Here is a 22,075-nt window from a genome sequence, read left to right on the forward strand (position 1 = left end):
AGCCGCCAGAGTCTTATTAGAGAGGATACTTTGTAAGCGGAGAATTTTCGCGTGAGTGACTTTGATAGCGCACCTACGGAGATGCTTGACCTGACCATGGCGAGCGGTGAGGTGACGGAGGAGTACATAAACCACATCCGAAAGATCAACGACGTCTTCTATGACCAGATCAAGATAGCCGACCAAAAGGCCGCCTATATCTTCACGTTCATGCTGGCTTTCTTGATCTCTTCTGCTGAAGGGCGAAGTGTGTTCGATTGGGCGCTCTATGCAAAGGCAGACATTCCGGAGGCATTGCTTCGCGCGATACTGGCCTGCGCGTCAGTCTTTTCAATCATTTGCGCAATCCTGGTTGTCCTCCCCCGCAACATCCCCCGCTCGACGTCTCTCTTCTGGGGCACCTGGCCGCATCATCGCCCGCTGTTCGAGCTCGCTGCGGCGAACCGCGATGTCTCTTACCTGTTCAACGAATATCTCGATAACGCCGACATCCTTTCGCTGATCTCGCGCCGTAAGTACAAGTGCGTATCGTTCGCCTTCCGCGGACTGGTCCTGACGGTCCTCGCCTATGTCATTCTCCTGCTGGCGACGCAGAACATCCGCTAATCACGCCATCGAGGCGATGAGCAGTACTCAACCCCGGTCCTGTTCATCGTCACATCGGCACGGCTGCGGCACCCACCAAGCGACCGCGGACTCGGTCTTTCGAAAGAGGTCGATCCCTTCCGTTTCTGACGTCGATTTGGATCAGATGTGATCGCCGCTATGCCACATCGTGTTTGTATCGATCTCGGACCGATGCGAGGGAAATTCTTCGCCGCGGTAGCTGATCAGCAGCTTGAACAGGTCGCTGCGCAGCCTTTTGCGGGGTTCGAGACGGTGCTCGATCTGCTGCGTCAATGCGGTCTGCGTGACCGATAAAGCTTCGACAGAGGTTCCTTCAGCAATGATGACAACATTGACCGTATCAGGGTCGGTCGCTTCATCCTGCTCGAAAACCTCGTACACCTGGTTGGGCTCGGCGAGTACGACCTGGAAGCCCGTTATGCGGGTCTGGGTCATCAGCTGGCGCAGAATTTCTTCCATCGTCGGTATCGATGCATGGGCCTTTCCGCTTTCGACAGAATAGGCCTGCACGAGTGTTGCGCCTCCGATACCGCTTCCAGCTTTCACAGCGATCTCGCCCGGGATCCGCAGCACGCTCGAAAAATGCTGCCGCATTTTCTGAGACCAGGGCGTCGGATTTCGCACAAGATCGAGATAGGACGGCTGCTCGATCACCGCGAGACTTTCAAGCTCGTAGAGGGTGAAATAGCTCTCTTTTCCGGCTGCCGACACGTATCGACGGGCGGCACGCATGCCGGGGACCGTGAGGCGCTCGGGCACGTGCTCGAATGTGTGCCAGGCCTCGTATTCTTCGGCCATGGTGGCGGGGTAATCGTTCCAGAGCGCTAGAATGGCGGGGCTCATCAGGGCTCTCCCATGCGCAGGACGACCTTAGACGCGACCCGATCCTGCGCGGCCTGGAAACCCGTTAGCGCGTCCGACAGTGGGAGCGTGTGCGAAATCAGCTGTCGCATCAGCGGCTGATTGGCGTCAAGAAAGGCAATGACGCCGTCCCAGTCGGCAGCAGGTGCCCGGTAGGAGCCGCGGATCTGCTGATGCATGCGCACGACGGATGTGAGGTCGATTTCGGCTGGCCGAGGGTGGATGCCGACAACGGTGAAGATCCCGCGCTTCTTGAGATACGGCAGCGTCGCGCTGACGAGCGCGGGTACGCCGGCCGCCTCGATGATCGCGTCGAACGGCGCAAGGTCCGCCAGGGCGCTCGCCATGTCTGTCTTCGCCGTATCGATCAGTTGCTCGAAACCGGCCGCGCGGAGTGCATCCAGCCGCGGCCCGTCATCGCGGCCGATCACTACGACCTTGGCACCTTTCGCCCGTGCCATGATGGCGATGCCCTGTCCGATGAAACCCGGACCGATCACCAGAATGGTTTGCCCCGACTGGACCTCCGCAGTCGCGACCGCCTCGGCGCAGACGGTCATCGGTTCTGTCAAAGCCGCAACATCCATGTCGAGACTGTCGGGAAGGACGTGGCAGTTATCGTAGGGCACGCACACGAACCCTGCGAATGCGCCGTTGCGGCCAATGCCGATCCCTTTGCGCGCCGTGCAATTGTCTTCGTCGCCGCGAAGGCAGGCATCGCAACGGCCGCAGGTGGTAGAGGGTCTTGCGGTCACGCGGGTGCCGATAATCGTTTCCGACAAAGCCTCCCCTACCCGTTCGATCGTGCCCGCAAACTCGTGGCCAAGGGTGACGGGCATGGCGCGCTCCATCGACTCGTAGCCCGGCGTCCACTCCGCGATGTGCAGGTCTGTTCCGCAGATGCCGGCCGAATGGACACGGACCAGAACGTCGCGCGGAGCAAGAGCTTCCGGCACGCCGATCTCGCGAAACTCCACACCTTTGGCGGGCCGGACCTTTTGCAATGCCAGCATGGTGTCGTTCCCTTCGATAATATTTAGGTGTTCAGCCGCGCCAGCTCAGAAAGCGCTTTTCGACCTGCCCGATTACAAAATTCACGAGCAGTCCCATGACCGAGAGGATGGTGACGCCGGCAAAGAGCTTTTCCAGGTCGTAGAGCGAGCCGGCCTCAAGGATGTAAGAGCCGACGCCGTATTGCGCACCGAGCATCTCTGCGGCAACGAGAAGAATGATCGCGATCGAAATCGAGACGCGCAGACCCGAAAGGATGGCCGGGAATGCCCCGGGCAGGACGATCTTGCGGACGATCGACCACCAATTCAGCCCGAAGCTCTGGCCCATGCGGATCAGCGTGCGATCGACGTTGTCGACGGCGCCATAGGTGGCAACCACGGTCGGCGTGAAGGTGCCAAAAGCGATCAGTGCGTATTTCGACATTTCGTCGATGCCGAACCAGATGACGAACAGAGGCAGGAGCGCGATCTTCGGAATCGGAAACAGCGCTGCGACGAGTGGGACCAGTCCGGCGCGGACATAACTGAAAAGACCGATCAGCACGCCGACCGCTATGCCGACGCTGATGCCCATGAACGCACCGACGAAAAGCCGCTGCAGTGAAGGCAGAAGATGCTTCCACAGCAGACCCGTCTGCCAAAGCTGGACAAAGGTATCGAGGACCGCCGAGGGCCGTGGCAGCGTCAGGTTCGAGATGAACCCGCTACGGGTGCCGATTTCGGCGAGCGCGATCAGAACGACAAAGACGGCAATGCCGACGCCCTGCACCGGGATCGGTGCAAAGCCGCCACCGCGGAACGATACGGTCGATATCTTTCCTGTTTCACCCTTGCTTGATGTCTCTAGAGGGCTGGAAAACGTGGTGACGTCAGACATTGACCAACTCCTTGTCGGCCGCCATGGCCTCTTCGCGCATCAGGTCCCAGAGCTGCTTCTGTTTTTCTTCCAGTACAGGATCGCCGAGATGCCGATCCGACAGTGGAATGTCGATATCGACGATCTCGCGGATCCGGCCTGGCCGGCGGGACAAGACGACGACGCGGTGCCCGAGCCGGACCGCTTCGTTGAGATTGTGGGTTACATAAACCGAGGTGAACGGCTGGCGCGTCCAGAGCGAGATCAGGTCATCCATCAGCAGTTCGCGGGTCTGGCTGTCGAGGGCTGATAGCGGTTCGTCCATCAGCATGACTGCGGGACGGACCGCCAGAGCCCGGCTGATCGCCACGCGCTGCCGCATGCCGCCCGACAGTTGCTTGGGAAGGGCTTTGCGGAACTCGGAAAGGCGGGTGCGATCGAGAACATCCGTCACGATTTCGTCCATCTGACGCCCGCTCAAGCCGTGGTCCTCGAGGACCAACCGGATATTGCCCTCGACCGTGCGCCAAGGCAGCAGAGCGAAATGCTGGAAGACGTATGTCAGCGGGTTGAGCGAATCTGCCGGCGGATTGCCGACCTGCAGCACGTTGCCAAAGGTCGGCCGCTCCAGGCCACCCAGGAACCGGAGCAGGGTCGACTTGCCGCAGCCCGACGGTCCGATCAGGCAGATGATCTGCCCTTGCGGAATGTCGAGCGAAATATCCTTCAAAACCTCGACGGCTCCATAGGAGTGGCTGATGTTGTTGAGCTTCAGATCCATGGGTACTCCAGGCAGGCCGCAGTGCTGCCGCGGGTTCGACCGGTCAGATAGTCTTGACGTAGGACGTATCGAACAGCTGTTCGTTGGTGATCGCGTCCTTGACCATGCCTTCGGACTTGAACCATTCGAGCTGTTCGACACAGCTTCCAAGCGACAATGCGAGGCCCTCGTTGACGCGCATGGCGCCTTCGATCAGGTTCTGCTTGGCCGTTTCGAATGGGCTGTCGCTTTCCACATATTTGTGGACGATCTTGGCCAGGGCGTCGCGCTCGGCGTCATCTGCCTTGTTGTCGACGAAGGCCGCGTTGTAGTCGGCGATCGCCCGCGAATAGGCCTTGACGAAAGACGCTGTCATGTCGCGCTCGTTGGCGGCGTTTTTGGTCGAGGTAAAGGCGGTCGTCACCTGGTAATCCGGTGCGTAGTCCGACACGAGGCCGATTTGCTTGGCAGCGCCTTCGCGGATCATTTTCTTGGCGACATTCGGCTGAATGGCCCAGGCATCGATCTGGCCCGTGGTCAGGGCGCCGACGATTGCGCCAAGCTTCTGCAGCGGACGCAGCTGGATGTCGGACAGCTTGATGTTGTTGGCTGTGGCAATCTTGTGCGCCATGAAATGGAAGGAGGATCCGGCCGTTGTGATGCCGAAACTCTTGCCGGACAGTTTCGAAGGGTCGGTGAGACCGGCCTCATAAGCCTTGTTCGACGCCAGGATGATCGCGCCGGTAACGCCCTTCTGTTCGGTCAGCGCGCCGCCGATAACCTTGATGGCGTCCTTTTGCGCGAGGCTGATCAGGCCACCGCTCATCGCGGTAACGCCGAAGTCGGCATCACCTGAAGCGATTGACACGGCCATTGGCTGCGCTGCCTCGAAGAACTTCAGTTCGATGTCCAGCCCTGCGTCCTTGTAGTAGCCGCGCTCGAAGGCAATGAAGCTCGGTGCGTGGCTGGCAAGGTGAAGCACGGCGAGGTTACGGGTTGCAGCCCGTGCAGGCAGACCAAAAGCCGCAGCGCTGCCGAGTGCACCCATGCCGATGAGTGCCTGACGGCGATTCATTTGAAACTTCATGATTATCCTCCTCCAAGGACGGCGTTGCGTTACGCCAGTGCCCCTCATTGCCACTCACCGCACCAGAAGACAACAAACAATGATTATGCCTCCCATGCCTTCAGAGCATGCTATCCGGCCTCTTAGGGCAGCGGTGGCAGGGCTGACAGTCGTGCGGCGAGGATCTCGATCAGTTTGCGCAGGTTGGCAGAGTGCGAGCGACGACGGTTCCACAGGACGGATATCGAGAACTGGGGTGCGTTGTGGATCGGTCGGATGACAAGATTGCTGCCAACCGGGCCGAGGGTTGTGACGTAGTCGACAAGGACGATACCCATAGCTTCGTTCGCCAGCGCCAAGGCAGTGTCGGAAAAGCGCGCAACGGCACGGGTGTTGACCTTGAGCTTCTCGCGGCTGAGGAAACGATCAACGATTGTCTGATGGGCACCCCCGGCGGCAAAGCTAATGAAATCCACGTCGGCAAGATCCGTTGCATGGATGACGGGATGGGCCGCAAGGCTATGGCTCTTGGGAATGACGGCGACCAGATCGACGCGCCCGACATGTTCCCTTTCGATCAGCGGATGGTCCAGCGATGCAATCGTCACCACCGCTTCACCGCGGCCGGTAATCAGATATTCCTCGATCTGGTCGACCGGCAGCACGTCGAAGAACAACTCGATACCCGGCACTTCGACGGAGAGCGTCCGCAGCGCCTGCGGAACCAGCGCCCGCGCCACGCTGGCCGTCGAACCGACCCGAAACACGGCGGTTTCGCCGCGCGCGATACGGCCGATCTGCGTTCCAACACCGGTCAGCTGGCGGATCAACGGATCGATTTCCGCGTATATTTCCAGCGCCTCGGACGTCGGCACCAGCCCGTTACGATCACGGGCGAAAAGCGCGATTCCAAGCAGGTCCTCAATCCGGCGGATCGTGCGGCTGAGCGCCGGTTGCGATATGGTGAGAACCTTGGAGGCGCCGGTGATCGAACGCGCCTGCATTACCGCATGGAAAACCTCCATCTGGCGCAGGCTCAGCAATCCGTCGGTGGTGGCCGGCACCCTGTGCTGGTGGTCGTCGTTCTCAGCGGGCATCGGTGATTTTCCCAAGGAAGGCCAGCAACCTCTCGATCATCTGGTCAGCCGCCGTTTCGGGCAGCAGATGTCCGCCTGGAAGACCCTCGCATTCTACCGAGACCGCCCAGTCAGCCCAGATGTCGAGCGGCGTGCGTCCGCCACCGTAGAGCCGGCCTTGTTCGGAGAGCACCAGCACCGGCGCCTGTATCTTTCGACCGGAGTTGCGATCGGCAAGGTCGTCTGCCTCGTCCACCGACGCGCCAGCCCTGTAGTCTTCGCACATCGCATGACGGACCTCGTCACTGTCGAAGGCCATCCGGTAGTCTTCCAGCGCCGCAGGATCGATCAGGCGGATGTCGCCGGCCATCTTGGCGAGCGTCAAGTCGATAAGAAAACGCGGATCGGCCGCCATCAGCGTTTCAGGCAGCGGTGCGGGTTGCGCCAGCATGAACCAGTGCCAGGCGCCAAGCCCGAAAGCCTTGCCTGCCCCTTCCCACATTTCCGGCGTCGGCACGACGGTGACGGAAACCAGTGCGCGCACCTCCTCCTCGAAATCGAGCGCGAGCCGATAGGCAACCCTTCCGCCGCGATCGTGGCCGACGACGACGAAGCGGTCGTGCCCAAGGGCTCGCATCATCTCGTGCAGGCTCTTCGCCATCCGGCGCTTGGACCCCATATCCATGAGCGTCCCGGTGACCCGGCTATCGCCGTAACCCGGCAGGTCGGGCACGACCACGGAATAGGAAGCAGCGAGCACGGGCGCGATCCGGTGCCAGGCCGAACGGGTTTCCGGATAGCCGTGCAGCAGCAGGATGGCAGGGCCGGAGCCTGAGGTGAGGACGGCGAAATCGACATCAGCCGTCTGGACGCGACGGTCCTTGAACCCCGGGAACAGGGCGTTTGCTGGTCTACTCATCGGTTTTTGCTCCTGCTTGCGTGTTTGTCACAGCTGCCGCGATTTCTCGGAGCGCGGTTATTAGGCTGTCGACGCCTTTCTGTCTTGGACGACGGTCGCAGACGTGAACATAGGCGGAAACGCTGGCGCTGTTTTCGATCGGTATTGCCACCAACCCATGGACATCGCAGTCGATTGCCGAAAAGGCATCGAGAACGCTGATGCCGATACGTTCGGCGACGAAGGCGAGAGCGGCGTCGACAAAATGGACGTAGACCGCCGTTTTGCGCGTCTCGCCCCAGCGCTGATAGGTCTGATCGATCAGAAGACCGTGCGTCGTGGTCGCGCCAAACGAAATTAGTTGTTCGTCCGAAAGATCCGCTGGCCTGACGGACCGTCTACCTGCCAGCGGATGGCCAGCAGGCACCACGCAGACCAGGCCAGCGGTGGCGATCGGGACAGTCTGGATAACCGGATCGTTAACCTCCGCGATCGTCGCGACGCAGGCCCCTTGGCCAAAGAGGAGGTAGTCACGCACATCGCGCTGCGACAAGGAATCGCTGTAGAAAGTGCCGGCGGTGCCTTGCTGCTGCAAGCGCTTCAGTGCCTTCGGGATCAGCCGTGCGCCAAGGCTTGGCGTGGAGCCGAAGCGGAAGGTGGACGCGTCGCCCCGGGCAATCGAGTAGATGACATCGGACAGTATTTCCGACTGCTGATGAACATGCTCGACCTCGGCAAGAATGAGTTCGGCCTCCTGCGTCGGGACCAGCCGGCCGGAGATGCGGGCAAACAGCGCGATGCCGAGCTGGTCCTCCAGACGCTTGATCGCGGTCGACAGGCTGGGCTGCGAAACGCCGAGATGTCTTGCAGCAACCGTCAGCGAACCCGTCGCCATGATCGTCCGAAAAATCTCGATCTGCCGTTCCTTGAGCTTGGGGTTCGGCATCCGCCACGGGTCTCCGTCCTATAAATCCGGGTTATACCCTGGTTCGGAAACTGTATTGGCGTCAATACCCGCGGCCGCCTATCGTCGCCTTTATGCTCGCAACCGCAGTGAGCATCATCGATTGAGAACCATAGGATGAGCATTATGCGTGGTGGTCGATATGATGTCGTGGTGGTCGGAGGCGGTGCAGCCGGCATGAGCGCGGCGGTGGCCGCATCCCGATCGGGCGCACGAGTTCTGCTCGTCGAGCGGTACGGATTTCTCGGCGGCGCAGCCGCAAATTCTCTGGTTCTCGCCTATTGCGGCTTCTACCAGAAAGGCCCCGAACCGGTCTTTGCCGTGCGCGGAATAGGTGCGGATCTCTTGCACACCCTCCGCACGCTCGGCCAGGAGGTCGCGCCGATCAGGTCGAGCAGCGGCAACTGGATCGTCATGCTTGATCCGGAGGCAATTAAGTTCGGCTTCGACCAGATGACCGACGCTGCCGGTATCGACGTGTTGCTGCACTCTCGCGTGACAGGCGTCGCAACCGGCTCGGACGGCCTGACCGCTATCACAGTGACTGACCACGCCGGTTGCTACGAGATCACTGCCGCCGCATTCGTCGATGCCAGTGGCGAGGCAGCGCTCGCATCGCTCGCCGGGTTCGAAATGACAGTCAACAGCATGGCAGGCGACAAGGTTCAGCCGGCCTCCATGCCGGTTCGCATCGGCGGAGTAGCGCCAGGGGTTTCATTCGACCGGGCGCGGATGGCCGACCTGATTGCAAGGCACAACGAGAGCGGCGATACGCAAATCCACCGTGCAGACGGGGGCGTTATGCTGCGGCTTCCGACATCGAACGACTACTGGTGGATGACGATCGACCTCGACACGGACGGTTTGAGCGGCGCAAGTCTTGGATCAGCGGAACGCCAGGCACGACGAGAAGCATGGCGAAATCTTCAGTTGCTGCGGCAGCTACCGGGCTTTGAAACAGCCTTCATCGCAGCGACCGGACCGCAGATCGGCATCCGCGAAACGCGCCGGCCACGGTCGCGCAACGATCTGACCGGTGCAGCCCTGGCAAAAGGCGAGCGGCGCGAAGACGGTATCGGCCGCGCAGCCTGGCCGATGGAAGTTCACGAGGCGCCTGGAAAAGTTCGTTTCGTCGATCTTGGGGGAGAAGGATTTGCAGACATCCCGATGGGATCGATCGAGGCTGCCGGAGCATCCAATCTTTACCTCGCGGGCCGCGTCGCCGGGGCCGATCAGGCAGCCTATGGTTCGCTGCGGGTGATGGGAACCGCTTTCGCAACAGGGCATGCAGCCGGCATTGCCGCAGCATTGCGCGCCTCGAGCACCACAGTTTCGGCCGACGACGTGCGGGCAGCGCTTACGCTCCAGGGCGCGTTGATTTGAAATCCTGCAGGTTCACTGGCGGCCGGAAATCTTCGGGGCAACAATGACTTTGATCACCGCAGTGCCGGGGCCGCGTTGAGTTCAACACGGCCACGGCGTTTATCGTCGCGGAAACAGGAACCGTTTTACCCGCGAGCGCAAAGATCAGGGCTTGCAGGTCTGTACAGCGCCGGGGAGCGTGCACCAGTCGGCATACCAGGTGTCGAACAGCGTCAGCTGGGCTTCCACATAGCCGCGCTGGCTGTCGCTGAGCACGTCCGTCTCGATGAAGTTCAGTGCATATTCTGCGTCGCCCTTCAGGACCATCATGTGCTTGAAGTAGAGAACCAGATCCGGGCCTTCATCGAAGGAGGAAAGCACGCCGAGCGCTTCTTCCAGTTCCTTGGCGCGCAAGCGTGCATCTGCGTTACCCGTGGCCGCGGCTTTCGCGAGGTTGCACAGATGCAGCACTTCCTTGGGAAGAACGTTGCCGATGCCTGTAATGGCGCCGGTTGCGCCGCAATTGACGTAGCCGTGGTAGACGGCCGTATCGACGCCGATCATCAAAGAAACGTCGTCATCGCGGCTGGTAATGGTTTCGGCCGCATAGCGCATGTCGGCCGGACCGCCGAATTCCTTGAAACCAACGAGGTTCGGGTGCTCGGCGCGAAGCGCGAAAAACAGATCGGCGCGCGTGGCAAAGCCGTAATAGGGGCTGTTGTAGATGACCGCAGGCAGGTCCGGTGCAGCGGACAGGATTGCCTTGAAATGCGCCTTCTGGGCGGCGATCACAGAGCCGCGCGACAGAACCCGCGGGATGACCATGAGACCATTTGCGCCGACCTTCTGGGCGTGTGCGGCAAGCGCGACGGCAGATGCGGAGTTGATCGCGCCAGTGCCGACAATCACGGGGATGCCAGCCTCAACCAGGCGCGAGACGCCTTCCATGCGCTGCGCATCTGTGAGCAGGGGCCAGTCACCCATGGATCCGCAATAGACCACTGCCGACATGCCCGTTTCGATCAACTGCTGTGCCTTACGGACCAGCGCGTCAAAATCCGGCATGCGGTCTGCGGTGCACGGTGTCATCAGCGCCGGAACGACGCCCGAAAATATGCTTGCAGTCACGGGAAGCTCCTTCGTTTCGGCGCACGGAAACGCGCCACTATCCCTATCGACGAGCAGCATAGCGTCTTCTTCAATCTTGTCGACAAGAAAAATACAAGGACCTACAGGAGGATGTCGAGCCTGTCATGACGGGTCAGCAACCGCTCGATCTGGGCTTCGATCTGCTCACTGTGAGCGCGGCCGAGCCTGTCCGCGGCCTCGACGTCTCGCGCTTCGATCGCCGCGATGATTTCCTCGTGTTCGTCCACAAAGCGGGATGGCAGCCGATCATCATAGGATTGGTAGTAGAGACGCAGCATTCTCCGCCCTTCGCCCAGCAGACGCTCGAAGAAGCGCGCATAGTATTCATTGCGGCCAGCCGCAGCGATCGCCGCGTGAAAGTCCGCATTGGTTGCGATCATGGCCAAGGCGTCCTGGGCTTCGACAGCCGCTTTGAATTCTGCCTGATGAGCTCGAATGATGTCGAGGTCACCTGCCTTGTGGTGCTGCGCGGCGAGCCGCGTCGTGACCCGGTACATCAAACCCAGCGCATCGAAATAGGCGTGCATGCCGAGAAAGTCGATGTTCGACACCATGGTCGACCGGTTCGGCAGGGTCTCGATCAGCCCCTCTCCAGCAAGCCGCACCAGAGCTTCACGGATCGGCGTGCGCGACATGCCGAACCGCGTTGCCAGTTGAACTTCGTCGATCGCACTTCCAGGGGCGAGGCGAAGATCAAGGATTTCATCCCGCAAGAGGTCATAGACCTGCCTCGCGCCGGACCCCCTCTTGCGCTCCAGCGCATGATTTTGATTGCTGTCGTCCATGCCGGCACCCACAAAGTTTTTATCTGTCATTCATGCACTACTGCATCCTCTCCTCGTCGTCAGCCCGTCCGGCAATTCGAACGAAAGTCTTGACGACCGTCGCCAGCAGCATATTCATCGCCCAACGCTACCGCTACGCCAACTGCGCACGCTCAAAGATCTCACCCCTCGCGTAGGCCCCGCCCGCCGAACAGCGCTTTCAGGAAAGTCCCAGCATGAGTGCCCCTGCCTACATATCGTTCGAACAGTCGCTTGCCGGTTTTGACAATATTGCTGCCGCGGTTCCGCCGATCTCGAAGGAGGAACTGAACGCGCGCATAGCCAAGCTGCAGGGGCTGATGCGCGACGGAGGCGTCAAGGCGGTCTATCTCGATACATCGACGAGCCTCACCTATTTTACCGCCATGACGCTCGGGGCGAGCGAACGCATGCATGGTGCGATCATCCCTTCGCGCGGCGCTCCGATCTATATCAGCCCAGCCTTCGAGGAGCCGAAGACCCAGACGCTAATCACGATCCCCGGCGAGATCGCGGTCTGGGAGGAGCATGAGGATCCGGCCCGTTTGGTCGCTGACCTGATCTGCAGCCTTGCCGCAGACGGGAACATTCTGGCCTTCGATCCGGCGACGCCGTTCGCATTTTCCAGCCCAATCACCACGCATCTCGGCGACCGCCTGACGGTTACCGGCGCCAAGGACTTGATTGCCCAGTGTCGGCAGATCAAGTCGGCGAACGAGATCGCGATCATCCAGGCCGCGATGACCGCGAGCCTTGGTGTTCACAAGGCCGTCTGGGAAGGTCTCTACGAGGGCGTGAAGACAACGGAAGTCACCGATTTCATTGCCGCTGCGCATGCCAAGCTCGGCATGAAACACATCTTTGCCGCCGCGCAGTTCGGCGAAGCGACCGCCTATCCGCACGGCGTTCCCTATGCGCAGACGCTGAAGGCGGGCGACATGGTGCTGATCGATCTCGGCGCGCATATCCACCGCTACTGCTCTGATATCACCCGCACTTATGTCTTCGGAGAGCCGACGGAACGGCAGCGCGAGATCTGGTCGCTCGAACAGAAAGCCCATCGCGCCGCCTTTGACGCGGCAAAGATCGGGATCGCCTGCGAAGAGGTTGATTTTGCCGCCCGCAAGGTGCTGACCGATGCCGGCTACGGTCCCGACTATCAGGTTCCCGGCCTGCCGCACCGGACCGGACACGGGCTCGGCATGGACATGCACGAAGACCCCTACATCGTTCGCGGCAACAAGACACCTCTTGCTCCAGGCATGGTGTTTTCCGACGAACCGATGTTGGCACTCTACGGGGAATGCGGCGTCCGCCTGGAAGACATCATCTACATGACCAAAGAGGGGCCCGCCTTCTTCACGCAGCCGTCGTCCTCTCTCGAGCGGCCGTTTGATTGACTAGGCGAGTCTATCCGAGGGCGTGAGCCGGGGCCGGCGTCACCTGTGTCGGCCGGCGCAGCCTTCTAGCCAGTCGTCATCCTGCGCAGAATATTTGTTTTCCAATAGAACTGGTGGACAAGAGCGCCCAGCACATGGCCGGAGATCAGCACCCATAAGGCGACTTTGAGGACATCGGCATGCAGTTCCCCTGCACTGCCGTAGCCAAGATAGTATGCAGCCATGCCAGTCAGCGGCATTGCGACGAGCAGAATGTAGAGCGCGGCATGCGCGGCTGTGGCAGCCATCCGAAAAATCGGGGGTTCCTGCGGCGGGGATGCCGGAACGCCACGGGTGAAGCGGAGGATCAGGCGAAGAACGACGAGAGCCAGAATAGAAACGCCCACATAGGCGTGAATATTGGCACTTGCCACTTGGTCGGCAGAGGCCATCCCGTCTCGCTCCATACTCCGGTTCCAGTCGCTCATGCCATCGGGCAGGACGAGGTTGAAAGTGACGAGCGCAGCGGTAAGCCAGTGCAGGACGCGTTGAGATACGGAAAATGATAGAGGTCTAGACGTTGTCATTGGTGATCCTTCCATCGTGGTTGTCTCAGACGTCGCATGGGGCGATCGGATGGTGAGCGTCGACGGGGCATTGGGTTTGATCATCGAGATCGCCTGGTGCGGGGACTTCAGCTTCACACGCACCGTTTCATTCCTTCGGTTGTCAGGATGATCGACTAGAGGCCGAAGCTGACATTGAACTGAAGGCGGTCGGGGTCATTTCCCAACGCCTGCCTCCGCTGCCATGACGCGGTCTCGAAGCGTTTCGTGATTGCACCAGGTAGAGAGACCCAGCCGCCACGACGTCCCGTTCCGGACGGCCCGAACACCGTACCGGTCGCCGTGGAAAGGTTCATCCGCGCGAGCCGTTGCGGTCACGGATAGAGTTACACGGGGTGAAAGACCGATCATTCAAAGCGTATGCGAAAGCAGAAGAAAAACGGACGCCGTGTTCAGGGGAGTCAATCCAAAAGTTCGCGTAAGACGGTCGCTAGCTCCCGAGCAGTATGTGGTTTCCGCAACCATCGTCCTGACTGAGCCAGTTCTTTACCGGCGATGGTTGGCTCGGCGTATCCGGACGTGAACAGAACCTTTATCGTCGGCTTTGCCATCCTCACTTGATCCGCAAGCTCGTTGCCTGTCATGCCGCCTGGCATGACGATGTCGGTAAAGAGGAGCGAGATGTCATCGTGCTTTTGGAGGAGTTCGAGCGCCTCAATTCCAGTTGCTGCTTCGATGATTTGGTAGCCGAGGTCTGCAAGCCGTGCGACCACCACTCGACGCACCCTCGGATCGTCTTCGACGACCAGAAGCTTTTCCCAGCCTCGGGGCAACGGAGCGGTTTCTGCCGTGTCGAAATGCGTGATCTCTTCGTCAGCTTTTGACCGGGCGGAAGGCAGAAAGAGCCGGACGCTCGTTCCCTGCCCGGGCTCGCTGTAGAGCTGGATGTTTCCACCGGATTGCTTGGCAAAACCGTAGACCATACTCAAACCCAGACCTGTCCCGGCACCAAGGCCCTTCGTTGTGAAGAACGGGTCAAAAGCCTTCTCGCGAACCTCGGCCGTCATTCCCGAACCCGTGTCCGTTACTGAGATCAAGACAAAGTCACCAGTCCTTACCGACGGATAGGTTTTCGCGTAGTCAGCATCGAGTTTGACGCTGGAGATATCGATCGTCAGCCTTCCGCCTTTTGGCATAGCGTCGCGCGCATTTATCGCCAAGTTCAGGATGGCATTCTGAAGCTGCGATCCGTCGACCGAAGCCTCGATGGCCGCGCCTGATATAACCGTGCGAAGCTCAACGGCTTCTCCAAGGGTTCTGCGCAACAGGTCCGAAAAGCCGCCGACGAGTTGCCCTATGTCCACCGTTCTCGGATTGAGGCTTTGACGCCGTCCGAATGCGAGAAGCTGGCTTGTCAGTTTGGCACCGTCATCTGCCGCGCTTTGCGCCTCACGCAGGAGCACTCGAAGCTTTGGATCCTCAAGCTTGTTGTCGATCATTTCCAGATTGCCGCTGACCACGGTCAGAAGATTGTTGAAATCGTGAGCCAAACCGCCGGTCAGTTGGCCGATTGCCTCCATCTTCTGCGATTGGCGCAGTTCTTCCTCTATCTTGTGTCGGCTCGTCAGGTCCCGGATGAAGCCCGTAAAGATCCGCTTGTTGCGGGTTGCTGCTTCGCCCACCGAAAGCTCCATCGGAAAGGTCGAGCCGTCCTTGCGTCGTCCGGTCACAACCCGGCCATATCCGATGATGCGCCGTTCGCCGGTCGTCAGGTAATTGGAAATATAGCTATCGTGCGCCGCGCGGTCGGGGTCGGGCATCAAAACTTTGACGTTCAGTCCGCAGACTTCTGCTGCCTTGTATCCGAACAGCCGTTCCGCAGCCGCGCTGAACGACGAGATGATGCCCGCTTCATCAATGACGACCATCCCGTCAGGAACGGTATCCAGGATAGAAAGCTGGTGGGCCTCGCGCTCGGCGACGGTTTCCTGCATCACTTTCATTGCCGTGACATCGTTGTTTGTCTGGACCACGACCTGCTCGGCCGAGCCCAACGGCGACAGAAGAACCCAGTGGGTCGCAATGAAGAGAGGACGGCCATCCTTGTGGTGATGAATGACTTCGCCGCTCCAAGACTGCGCAGCCAAGAACCGGTTTCGTTGCTCTTCGACAGGTCCAGGGCACTGCGTGCCGAGAAGCTCGTGAACCTCTTGGCCAACGGCCTCGATGCGTGACCATCCGTAGAGGTTTTCGCATCCTGCAGTCCAGCTGCGGATGATACCATCCGTTCCGTGAACAATGATGTTTGCCGCATCCAGCAAGCCTGTAACAGCAGAAAGCTGTCGTTCGAGCTCATCTCGACTGCCTCTATATGACATAGCTTTCCCATGATCGCACGCTCAGTGGGACCGTCCCCCGCGGACGATCGTTAACCGGGGCTCACGGGAACGATCATCTTCATCTCCGGCCATCTGCGCAAGCAGAACCGGACGGCAGATCGTTATCGCGTTTCGAGCCGCCACACCGTCGATTTGGATGGCACCCTTGCCGATGAGCTTTGTCATGGTGCGCGAGACTGTTTCGATTGTCAGTCCAAGGTAATCGGCTATGTCCTGCCTCCCCATGGGAAGCTCCAGCGTGGTCCGGTTGCCTGAGGAAGCCGCTTGGCGCCGGAGTGTCGCCAGCAGAAAGGAACAAAGGCGTTCCTCCGCGTTCTTGGACGACAGGAGCACCATCTGATCCTGCGCTGCCGCCATCTCGTCGGAGACCAGAGCGAAGAGCTGTGGGCGCAAGTGATCACTCTCGGTCACCGCTGCATCGAACCGGCGTCGTGACAATCGCCTCAGAGTCACAGACGTCACCGCCTCGGCACTGTAGAGATAACGCCCGCCAAGCGAGATGCCGACGATATCGTTTGGATAGAGGAAGCCGGTAATCACGCGCCGTCCGTCGGCGATGATCCGAAAAATCCTCAACGTACCTTCGAGAATTTCGAAAACATCGACCGCATCGTCGCTCTCAAAGAAAAGCGCTTTTCCCGCTGTCAAATGTTCAAACGGCTGCTTGCAGAACAGGCTGTGAAGGCTGGTTTGGTGATGGACTGCGTGAAGAGCAGTCGTCCCACTTTCATAATTCTGAGTTGTACTGAGCATAACCGTGCCTCCAATCTCGATGCGCGCAGTTGACTCGCGTGGCGTGACGGGCGGATGCTGTTTCCGTGACAATCTATGGAATTGCGTAACACATTGTAACAGGAGGGGATAATGGCGCGGCAAAATCCTGCGACAGCTCACATCCTCATCGTCGATGATGATGTGAGGATCACTCAAATGTTGAAGCGATATCTCAACGAAGAGGGCTATTTAACCAGCGAGGCCAAGGACGGTGAGGAGATGCGCCTGCAACTTGCGCACACACAGGTCGATCTCATCCTGCTGGACGTCTCTTTGCCCGGAGGAGCCGATGGTTTTGATCTTGTTCGGGAGGTGCGAGCGGCGTCCGATACCCCGATCATCATGCTGACCGGTCGAAATGACGTTGTGGACCGGATCATCGGGCTTGAGATGGGCGCCGACGACTATCTCGCGAAGCCGTTTAACCTCAGGGAGCTGCACGCCAGGCTGAAAGCCATTCTGCGCCGGCGAAACGTGCAACCTTCCGAGCAGCAAGAGACCGACAAGATCGTCCATTTCGACCGCTGGGCTCTGAACCTTACGCGACGCGAGCTGTCATCAGCGGATGGCGAAGGTATCCATCTGACAACAGGCGAATACGACCTCCTTGCTGCCTTTGTGGCCCATCCAGGACGCGTGCTGTCGCGAGATTTCTTGCTAGAGGAAACAAAAGGGCGCCATCTCGATGCCTATGATCGGGCAATCGACGCTCAAATCGTCCGGATCCGGCGCAAGGTGGAGATCGACCCCAAACAGCCGCAAATCATTCGCTCCATCCGGGGCGTCGGCTACATGTTCGCCGCACGCGTCAGCGTGGCGAAGGTTGCTTAGAGGGCGATAGGTCATACGTTAAACCGGCCCGCGGTACCTTGAAAGTCGAGGTGTCGCCCAGAAGCCAGTGGTCGGTTTTGGCGACGGGCCAGACGTGGATGCGATTGCATCCTTCCTCTGCAGCGCGGCGTTTCGCATACTCTAACAAGCGCCCTGCCACGCTGTGCTCATTGAGGAGACTTACGGACGCGAGAACAGGAACTTCCAGCTGTTTGCTCAAGCCACTTTGCGTGCTGATAAATACCAGGGAAATCCCGCGGACAACCCCTGCCGGGTCGATTACAGTAAGCCAATTTCTCCGGAGGTCTTCTGTGGAAGTCGCTGCCTGCCACTCGGCAAGATCAATGTTCGGAAAGAGATGCCGAACGATTGCGTAAGCACGAGCAACGTCCGAGGCTCGAAGTGCACTGACCGTATAGTCCGCATCCATCTCCATCCCCCCGTTGCACCGATAATCTTTGGTGGACCGGCTGAGCCTGCATTGACGGCGGTCAACGCAACGACTGCAGATGTCGAAGGGTCAGCGCGGATGAAGAAAGACGCAATATGGACGCTGAAGCGCCTTCTTCAGCGCGTAGCGTTAAGATCGAAGGAGAGCGCAACGATGTGCTTATCCATTCGCCCGATGAACTGGGAAGGCATGCCTGCTCGGAAATCAGGCGACGGTCTTAAGCTGGTCCGCTGCCAACATCTGCTGCGCCACAAACGCCTGACCCGCAATGGCTCGACGATCAACGCCCCGTTGCATTGCGCTTTATCAATGAGAGCCGCACCATTCCGGGTGAAAGAGTTACCGGAGGCGAGCCACCGAGAACGACCGTTTTGAACACGCGGCCCCAAAGCCCAGCCATGCGGTCGCAGGACTACTGAATGATTGCCATTACAGCGCCGTGTCGAGCCGCGGGCTGCAAGAGGACGTGAAACAAGGACGCCTTTATGACGGACAAGCTTCTCCTCACCTTCAATGCCGGATCTTCATCCGTGAAAATCGGCATCTTCAGAGTGGACGGTGAAAGGCCTGAGCGGATCGGCAAAGCCGTGGTCGATTTTGCAAGCGACCCCGTGTCGCTGCATCTGAAGGAAGGTCCGGCGCAGTTCGAACTGTCGCTGGAAGGCGCTTCCGGCGACGATCTTGCCGGCCTGATGGACAAGGTGTTCGGGGAACTGAGTGCCCATTTCGATCTCGACGCCGTCACCTCCGCCGGTCACCGCATCGTCCATGGCGGCGACGTCTTCGACGGTCCCGTGGAACTGACGACCGCGACTGCTGCGAAGGTTCGGTCGTTGACGGCACTTGCGCCACTCCATCAGCCCCAGGCGCTGCGGATGATCGAAGCCGTCCGGCACCTGCGCCCTGATCTGTTCCAGACCGGTTCCTTCGATACGACTTTCCATGCGACACAGTCCGATCTCGTGCGGCGTCTCGCAATTCCGCGCGCCTATCATGACGAGGGCATCAAGCGGTACGGCTTCCATGGACTGTCCTATCACTACGTCGCCGGTGCACTGGCCGCCAAGGCGCCCGGTATTGCGGACGGCAAGGTCATCATCGCCCATCTGGGCAGCGGCGCCAGCCTCTGCGCCATCGAAAACGGTCTCAGCCGCGATTCCAGCATGGGCTTTTCGACGCTGGACGGAATCCCGATGGCAACGCGACCCGGCTGGCTTGATCCCGGTGTGCTGCTGCATTTTCTGGGGCCGCTCGGCAAGTCGGTCGAAGACGTGGAGGACATGCTCTATAACAAGTCCGGCCTGCTGGGTGTTTCAGGCCTTAGCGGCGATACGCGCGAGCTCCTGGAGAACGACAGTAAAGAAGCGCGGGAGGCAATCGATCTCTTCACGCTCCGGATCGCCGGCGAGGTCGGGAGGCTTGCATCCACGCTCGGCGGGCTCGACGGCCTCGTCTTCACCGCCGGCATTGGCGAGAACCAACCGGAGATCCGCAGGCGTATTACAGACCAGCTTTTGTGGCTGGGCGTAGAGCTGGACGGTTCGGCCAATCAAAACAACGCGCTCACGATCAGCACCGCGGCAAGCCGCGTTGCCCTTCATGTCATCGCTACGGATGAAGAACAGATGATCGCAGAGGAGTGCCTGTCCGTTTTTCGCGCGAGGGAACATCCCGCCACCTGACGGCACCCCGGAGGCGTCGCTCCCAGTCACGACAGTAATTTTCGATCACTCGCCCTTTCGAAGGAGCAAGAAGATGCAGCTACGTAACAACCTGCCCGTCACGCCCGAGATCAGCACTGAGGAGCTGACGCTCATCGACCGCTATTGGCGGGCGGCAAACTATCTCTCCGTCGGGCAGATTTATCTTCTCGACAACCCACTGTTGAAGGAGCCCTTGAAGCCGGAGCATATCAAGTCACGGTTGCTCGGCCACTGGGGCACGACGCCCGGCCTCAACTTCATCTATGCGCATCTCAACCGGATGATCCGCAACCGGGATCTCAGCATGATCTATGTCTGCGGTCCCGGCCATGGCGGTCCCGGCATGGTGGCGAGCACCTATCTCGAAGGCACCTATAGCGAAATCTATCCGGACATCTCCGAGGATGCCGAAGGTATGCGGAAACTGTTCCGGCAGTTTTCCTTCCCTGGCGGCATTCCAAGCCATGCAGCGCCGGAAACCCCGGGCTCGATCCATGAAGGCGGCGAACTCGGCTACGCTCTGGTGCATGCCTATGGCGCAGCCTTTGACAATCCGAACCTCATTGTCGCCTGCGTCGTCGGCGATGGCGAGGCAGAGACCGGACCGCTTTCCGCAAGCTGGCAGTCGAACAAGTTTCTGAACCCCGCCCGCGACGGTGCGGTGCTGCCGATCCTGCATCTGAACGGCTACAAGATCGCCAACCCAACGCTTCTCGGCCGCATGACCGACGAAGACATCGAGCACCTTTTCCGCGGACACGGCTACGAACCGTTTTTCGTGGAGGGCCATGAGCCTGCCGATATGCACCGGCAGATGGCTGCGGCATTCGAGACGGTTTTCGATCGCATCCGCACGATACAGGCCAAAGCCCGCGACGGTACGGTGTCGGAACGCTTCCCACGCTGGCCGATGATCGTGTTTCGCAGCCCCAAGGGCTGGACGGGACCAAAGGAAGTCGACGGCAAGAAGGTCGAAGGTTTCTGGCGCGCCCACCAGGTGCCGGTCTCCGGCTGCCGCGAGGACGACGGGCATCGCAAGGTCCTTGAGGACTGGATGCGGAGCTACAATCCGGACGATCTGTTCGACGCGAACGGCCGGCTGAAGGAGGAATTGCAGGCGCTATCGCCCGGCGGCGAACGCCGCATGGGTGCCAACCCCCACGCCAATGGCGGCCTTTTGCGCAAGGAACTCATCGTTCCCGACATCCGCGACTACGCGGTGCCCGTAAAGACGCGGGGCGCCGACATGGTGCAGACGACGGAGATCCTCGGGAAGTATCTGCGCGACGTGATGAAGCGCAACGACGCGAATTCGAACTTCCGCATCTTTGGTCCGGACGAAACGGAATCGAACCGGCTCGGCAATGTCTTTGAGGTCACCGACCGCGTCTGGATGGAGAAGATCGAGCCCTACGACGTGCATCTTTCCCGTGACGGCCGTGTGATGGAGGTGCTTTCAGAGCATCTTTGCCAGGGCTGGCTGGAAGGTTATCTGCTGACCGGCAGGCATGGCCTCTTCTCCTGCTACGAGGCCTTCATCCACATCATCGATTCGATGTTCAACCAGCACGCCAAGTGGCTGAAAGTGTCGAGTGAACTGCCATGGCGCAAGCCCGTCTCTTCGCTCAACTACCTGCTCACCTCGCATGTCTGGCGGCAGGACCATAACGGCTTTTCCCACCAGGACCCGGGCTTCCTCGATCTCGTTGCCAACAAGAAGGCGGATATCGTGCGCATCTACCTGCCGCCGGACGCCAATACTCTGTTGTGGATCGGCGACCACTGCCTGAAGACCTGGGACCGCGTCAACGTGATCGTTGCCGGCAAACAGCCTGAACCGCAATGGCTGACTATGGACGAAGCGATCCGGCATTGCGAGGCCGGCATCGGCATCTGGGACTGGGCTGGCAACGAGGACGGTGCGGTCGAACCCGACGTGGTGATGGCCTGCGCCGGTGACGTGCCGACGCTCGAGACGCTGGCGGCGGTTTGCCTGCTGCGGGACGCGATCCCGGAACTCAGCATCCGCGTCGTCAATGTCGTCGACCTGCTCGCCCTGCAATCGCAGGACCAGCATCCCCATGGTCTCTCAGACGAGATGTTCGATCGTCTGTTCACCACCGACAGGCCGGTGATCTTCGCCTATCACGGTTACCCCTACCTCATCCACCGGCTGACCTACAAACGCACCAACCACCAGAACATCCATGTTCGAGGCTTCATCGAAGAAGGTACGACGACAACTCCATTCGACATGACGGTGCTGAACGAACTCGATCGCTTCCATCTCGCGATAGAGGTGATCGAACGCGTACCCGGTTTGAAGGACAAGGCAGGCAGCGTGATCGCGATGCTTGAGGACAAGCTGGCGGAACACACACGCTATGTCCGCGAACATGGCGAGGACATGCCGGAAATTCGCGACTGGAAATGGAAAACCTCCAAGACGGTTGGATAAAAGGCCGGACATCAAACGAAGCAGCCCGACCTATCACGCTCGGGCTGCTTTGAGCGGAAGCACCAAGTCCCCTTGACCA

19 protein-coding genes are annotated in these 22,075 nt (G+C 59.9%); 6 read left to right on the forward strand and 13 right to left on the reverse strand.

Annotation, left to right across the window (positions count from 1 at the left end):
* Positions 1-51: 51 nt before the first annotated feature.
* Complete coding sequence (locus ACQY1K_RS19100) at positions 52-606, forward strand: Pycsar system effector family protein (protein ID WP_062459905.1); 555 nt, start codon at positions 52-54, stop codon at positions 604-606.
* Positions 607-747: 141 nt separating this feature from the next.
* Here ACQY1K_RS19100 and ACQY1K_RS19105 read toward each other — a convergent pair whose 3' ends face one another.
* The 8 genes from ACQY1K_RS19105 to ACQY1K_RS19140 all read right to left on the reverse strand — a co-directional run bounded on the left by ACQY1K_RS19105 (position 748) and on the right by ACQY1K_RS19140 (position 8,103).
* Positions 748-1,470, reverse strand: a complete 723-nt coding sequence (locus ACQY1K_RS19105) for a hypothetical protein (RefSeq protein WP_430260274.1) — start codon at positions 1,468-1,470, stop codon at positions 748-750.
* Entirely contained in the window at positions 1,470-2,501 is a 1,032-nt protein-coding gene (locus tag ACQY1K_RS19110) for a zinc-dependent alcohol dehydrogenase (protein ID WP_430260276.1), read from the reverse strand. Before ACQY1K_RS19110 ends, ACQY1K_RS19105 begins: the two co-directional genes overlap by 1 nt.
* 31 nt (positions 2,502-2,532) lie before the next feature.
* Entirely contained in the window at positions 2,533-3,378 is an 846-nt protein-coding gene (locus ACQY1K_RS19115) for an ABC transporter permease (protein WP_113111409.1), read from the reverse strand.
* Entirely contained in the window at positions 3,371-4,138 is a 768-nt protein-coding gene (locus ACQY1K_RS19120; RefSeq protein WP_062577877.1) for an ABC transporter ATP-binding protein, read from the reverse strand. The genes ACQY1K_RS19115 and ACQY1K_RS19120 overlap by 8 nt, the downstream gene beginning before the upstream one ends.
* Positions 4,139-4,181: 43 nt before the next feature.
* Complete coding sequence (locus ACQY1K_RS19125; RefSeq protein ID WP_062459915.1) at positions 4,182-5,204, reverse strand: ABC transporter substrate-binding protein; 1,023 nt, start codon at positions 5,202-5,204, stop codon at positions 4,182-4,184.
* 122 nt (positions 5,205-5,326) lie between these two features.
* A complete protein-coding gene (locus tag ACQY1K_RS19130) occupies positions 5,327-6,280 on the reverse strand; it encodes a LysR family transcriptional regulator (RefSeq protein ID WP_430260278.1) in 954 nt (317 codons plus the stop codon).
* Positions 6,270-7,178, reverse strand: coding sequence for an alpha/beta fold hydrolase (locus ACQY1K_RS19135; protein ID WP_062459919.1), 909 nt, complete (start codon positions 7,176-7,178; stop codon positions 6,270-6,272). Before ACQY1K_RS19135 ends, ACQY1K_RS19130 begins: the two co-directional genes overlap by 11 nt.
* Positions 7,171-8,103 carry a LysR substrate-binding domain-containing protein gene (locus ACQY1K_RS19140; protein ID WP_062459921.1) on the reverse strand — a complete coding sequence of 311 codons (933 nt, stop codon included), beginning with the start codon at positions 8,101-8,103 and terminating at the stop codon, positions 7,171-7,173. The genes ACQY1K_RS19135 and ACQY1K_RS19140 overlap by 8 nt, the downstream gene beginning before the upstream one ends.
* Positions 8,104-8,238: 135 nt before the next feature.
* Here ACQY1K_RS19140 and ACQY1K_RS19145 point away from each other — a divergent pair, with 135 nt between their 5' ends.
* Entirely contained in the window at positions 8,239-9,504 is a 1,266-nt protein-coding gene (locus ACQY1K_RS19145; protein ID WP_430260280.1) for an FAD-dependent oxidoreductase, read from the forward strand.
* Between the two features lie 144 nt (positions 9,505-9,648).
* On the opposite strand, the gene ACQY1K_RS19150 is transcribed toward ACQY1K_RS19145, so the two are convergent.
* Both ACQY1K_RS19150 and ACQY1K_RS19155 read right to left on the reverse strand, forming a co-directional pair.
* Positions 9,649-10,611 carry a dihydrodipicolinate synthase family protein gene (locus ACQY1K_RS19150; RefSeq protein ID WP_430260282.1) on the reverse strand — a complete coding sequence of 321 codons (963 nt, stop codon included), beginning with the start codon at positions 10,609-10,611 and terminating at the stop codon, positions 9,649-9,651.
* Between the two features lie 101 nt (positions 10,612-10,712).
* The gene (locus ACQY1K_RS19155) at positions 10,713-11,417 is read right to left on the reverse strand and encodes a GntR family transcriptional regulator (protein ID WP_062578394.1); all 705 of its coding nucleotides are present in this window, start codon (positions 11,415-11,417) and stop codon (positions 10,713-10,715) included.
* A 215-nt stretch (positions 11,418-11,632) separates the two neighbouring features.
* Between ACQY1K_RS19155 and ACQY1K_RS19160 the strand changes: the two genes are divergently transcribed.
* The gene (locus ACQY1K_RS19160; RefSeq protein WP_430260284.1) at positions 11,633-12,835 is read left to right on the forward strand and encodes a M24 family metallopeptidase; all 1,203 of its coding nucleotides are present in this window, start codon (positions 11,633-11,635) and stop codon (positions 12,833-12,835) included.
* Positions 12,836-12,900: 65 nt separating this feature from the next.
* On the opposite strand, the gene ACQY1K_RS19165 is transcribed toward ACQY1K_RS19160, so the two are convergent.
* The 3 genes from ACQY1K_RS19165 to ACQY1K_RS19175 form a co-directional block, all read right to left on the reverse strand.
* Entirely contained in the window at positions 12,901-13,401 is a 501-nt protein-coding gene (locus ACQY1K_RS19165) for a cytochrome b (RefSeq protein ID WP_430260599.1), read from the reverse strand.
* A 440-nt stretch (positions 13,402-13,841) separates the two neighbouring features.
* Positions 13,842-15,758, reverse strand: coding sequence for a PAS domain S-box protein (locus ACQY1K_RS19170; protein ID WP_430260286.1), 1,917 nt, complete (start codon positions 15,756-15,758; stop codon positions 13,842-13,844).
* Between the two features lie 21 nt (positions 15,759-15,779).
* Positions 15,780-16,604: a Crp/Fnr family transcriptional regulator gene (locus ACQY1K_RS19175; RefSeq protein ID WP_244473959.1), complete on the reverse strand. Its 825-nt coding sequence runs from the start codon at positions 16,602-16,604 to the stop codon at positions 15,780-15,782.
* A 39-nt stretch (positions 16,605-16,643) separates the two neighbouring features.
* Here ACQY1K_RS19175 and ACQY1K_RS19180 point away from each other — a divergent pair, with 39 nt between their 5' ends.
* From ACQY1K_RS19180 to ACQY1K_RS19190, 3 genes are all read left to right on the forward strand, one after another.
* Entirely contained in the window at positions 16,644-17,384 is a 741-nt protein-coding gene (locus ACQY1K_RS19180; RefSeq protein ID WP_209899513.1) for a response regulator, read from the forward strand.
* Between the two features lie 936 nt (positions 17,385-18,320).
* On the forward strand, positions 18,321-19,517 hold the full coding sequence (locus tag ACQY1K_RS19185; RefSeq protein WP_430260288.1) for an acetate/propionate family kinase: 1,197 nt from the start codon (positions 18,321-18,323) through the stop codon (positions 19,515-19,517).
* 73 nt (positions 19,518-19,590) lie between these two features.
* Positions 19,591-21,996, forward strand: coding sequence for a phosphoketolase family protein (locus ACQY1K_RS19190; protein WP_430260290.1), 2,406 nt, complete (start codon positions 19,591-19,593; stop codon positions 21,994-21,996).
* Positions 21,997-22,075 lie beyond the last annotated feature (79 nt).

Origin of the sequence: Neorhizobium sp. IRS_2294, assembly GCF_050500145.1 — a bacterium.
In the GTDB taxonomy this organism is placed as follows: Bacteria; Pseudomonadota; Alphaproteobacteria; order Rhizobiales; family Rhizobiaceae; genus Neorhizobium; species Neorhizobium soli.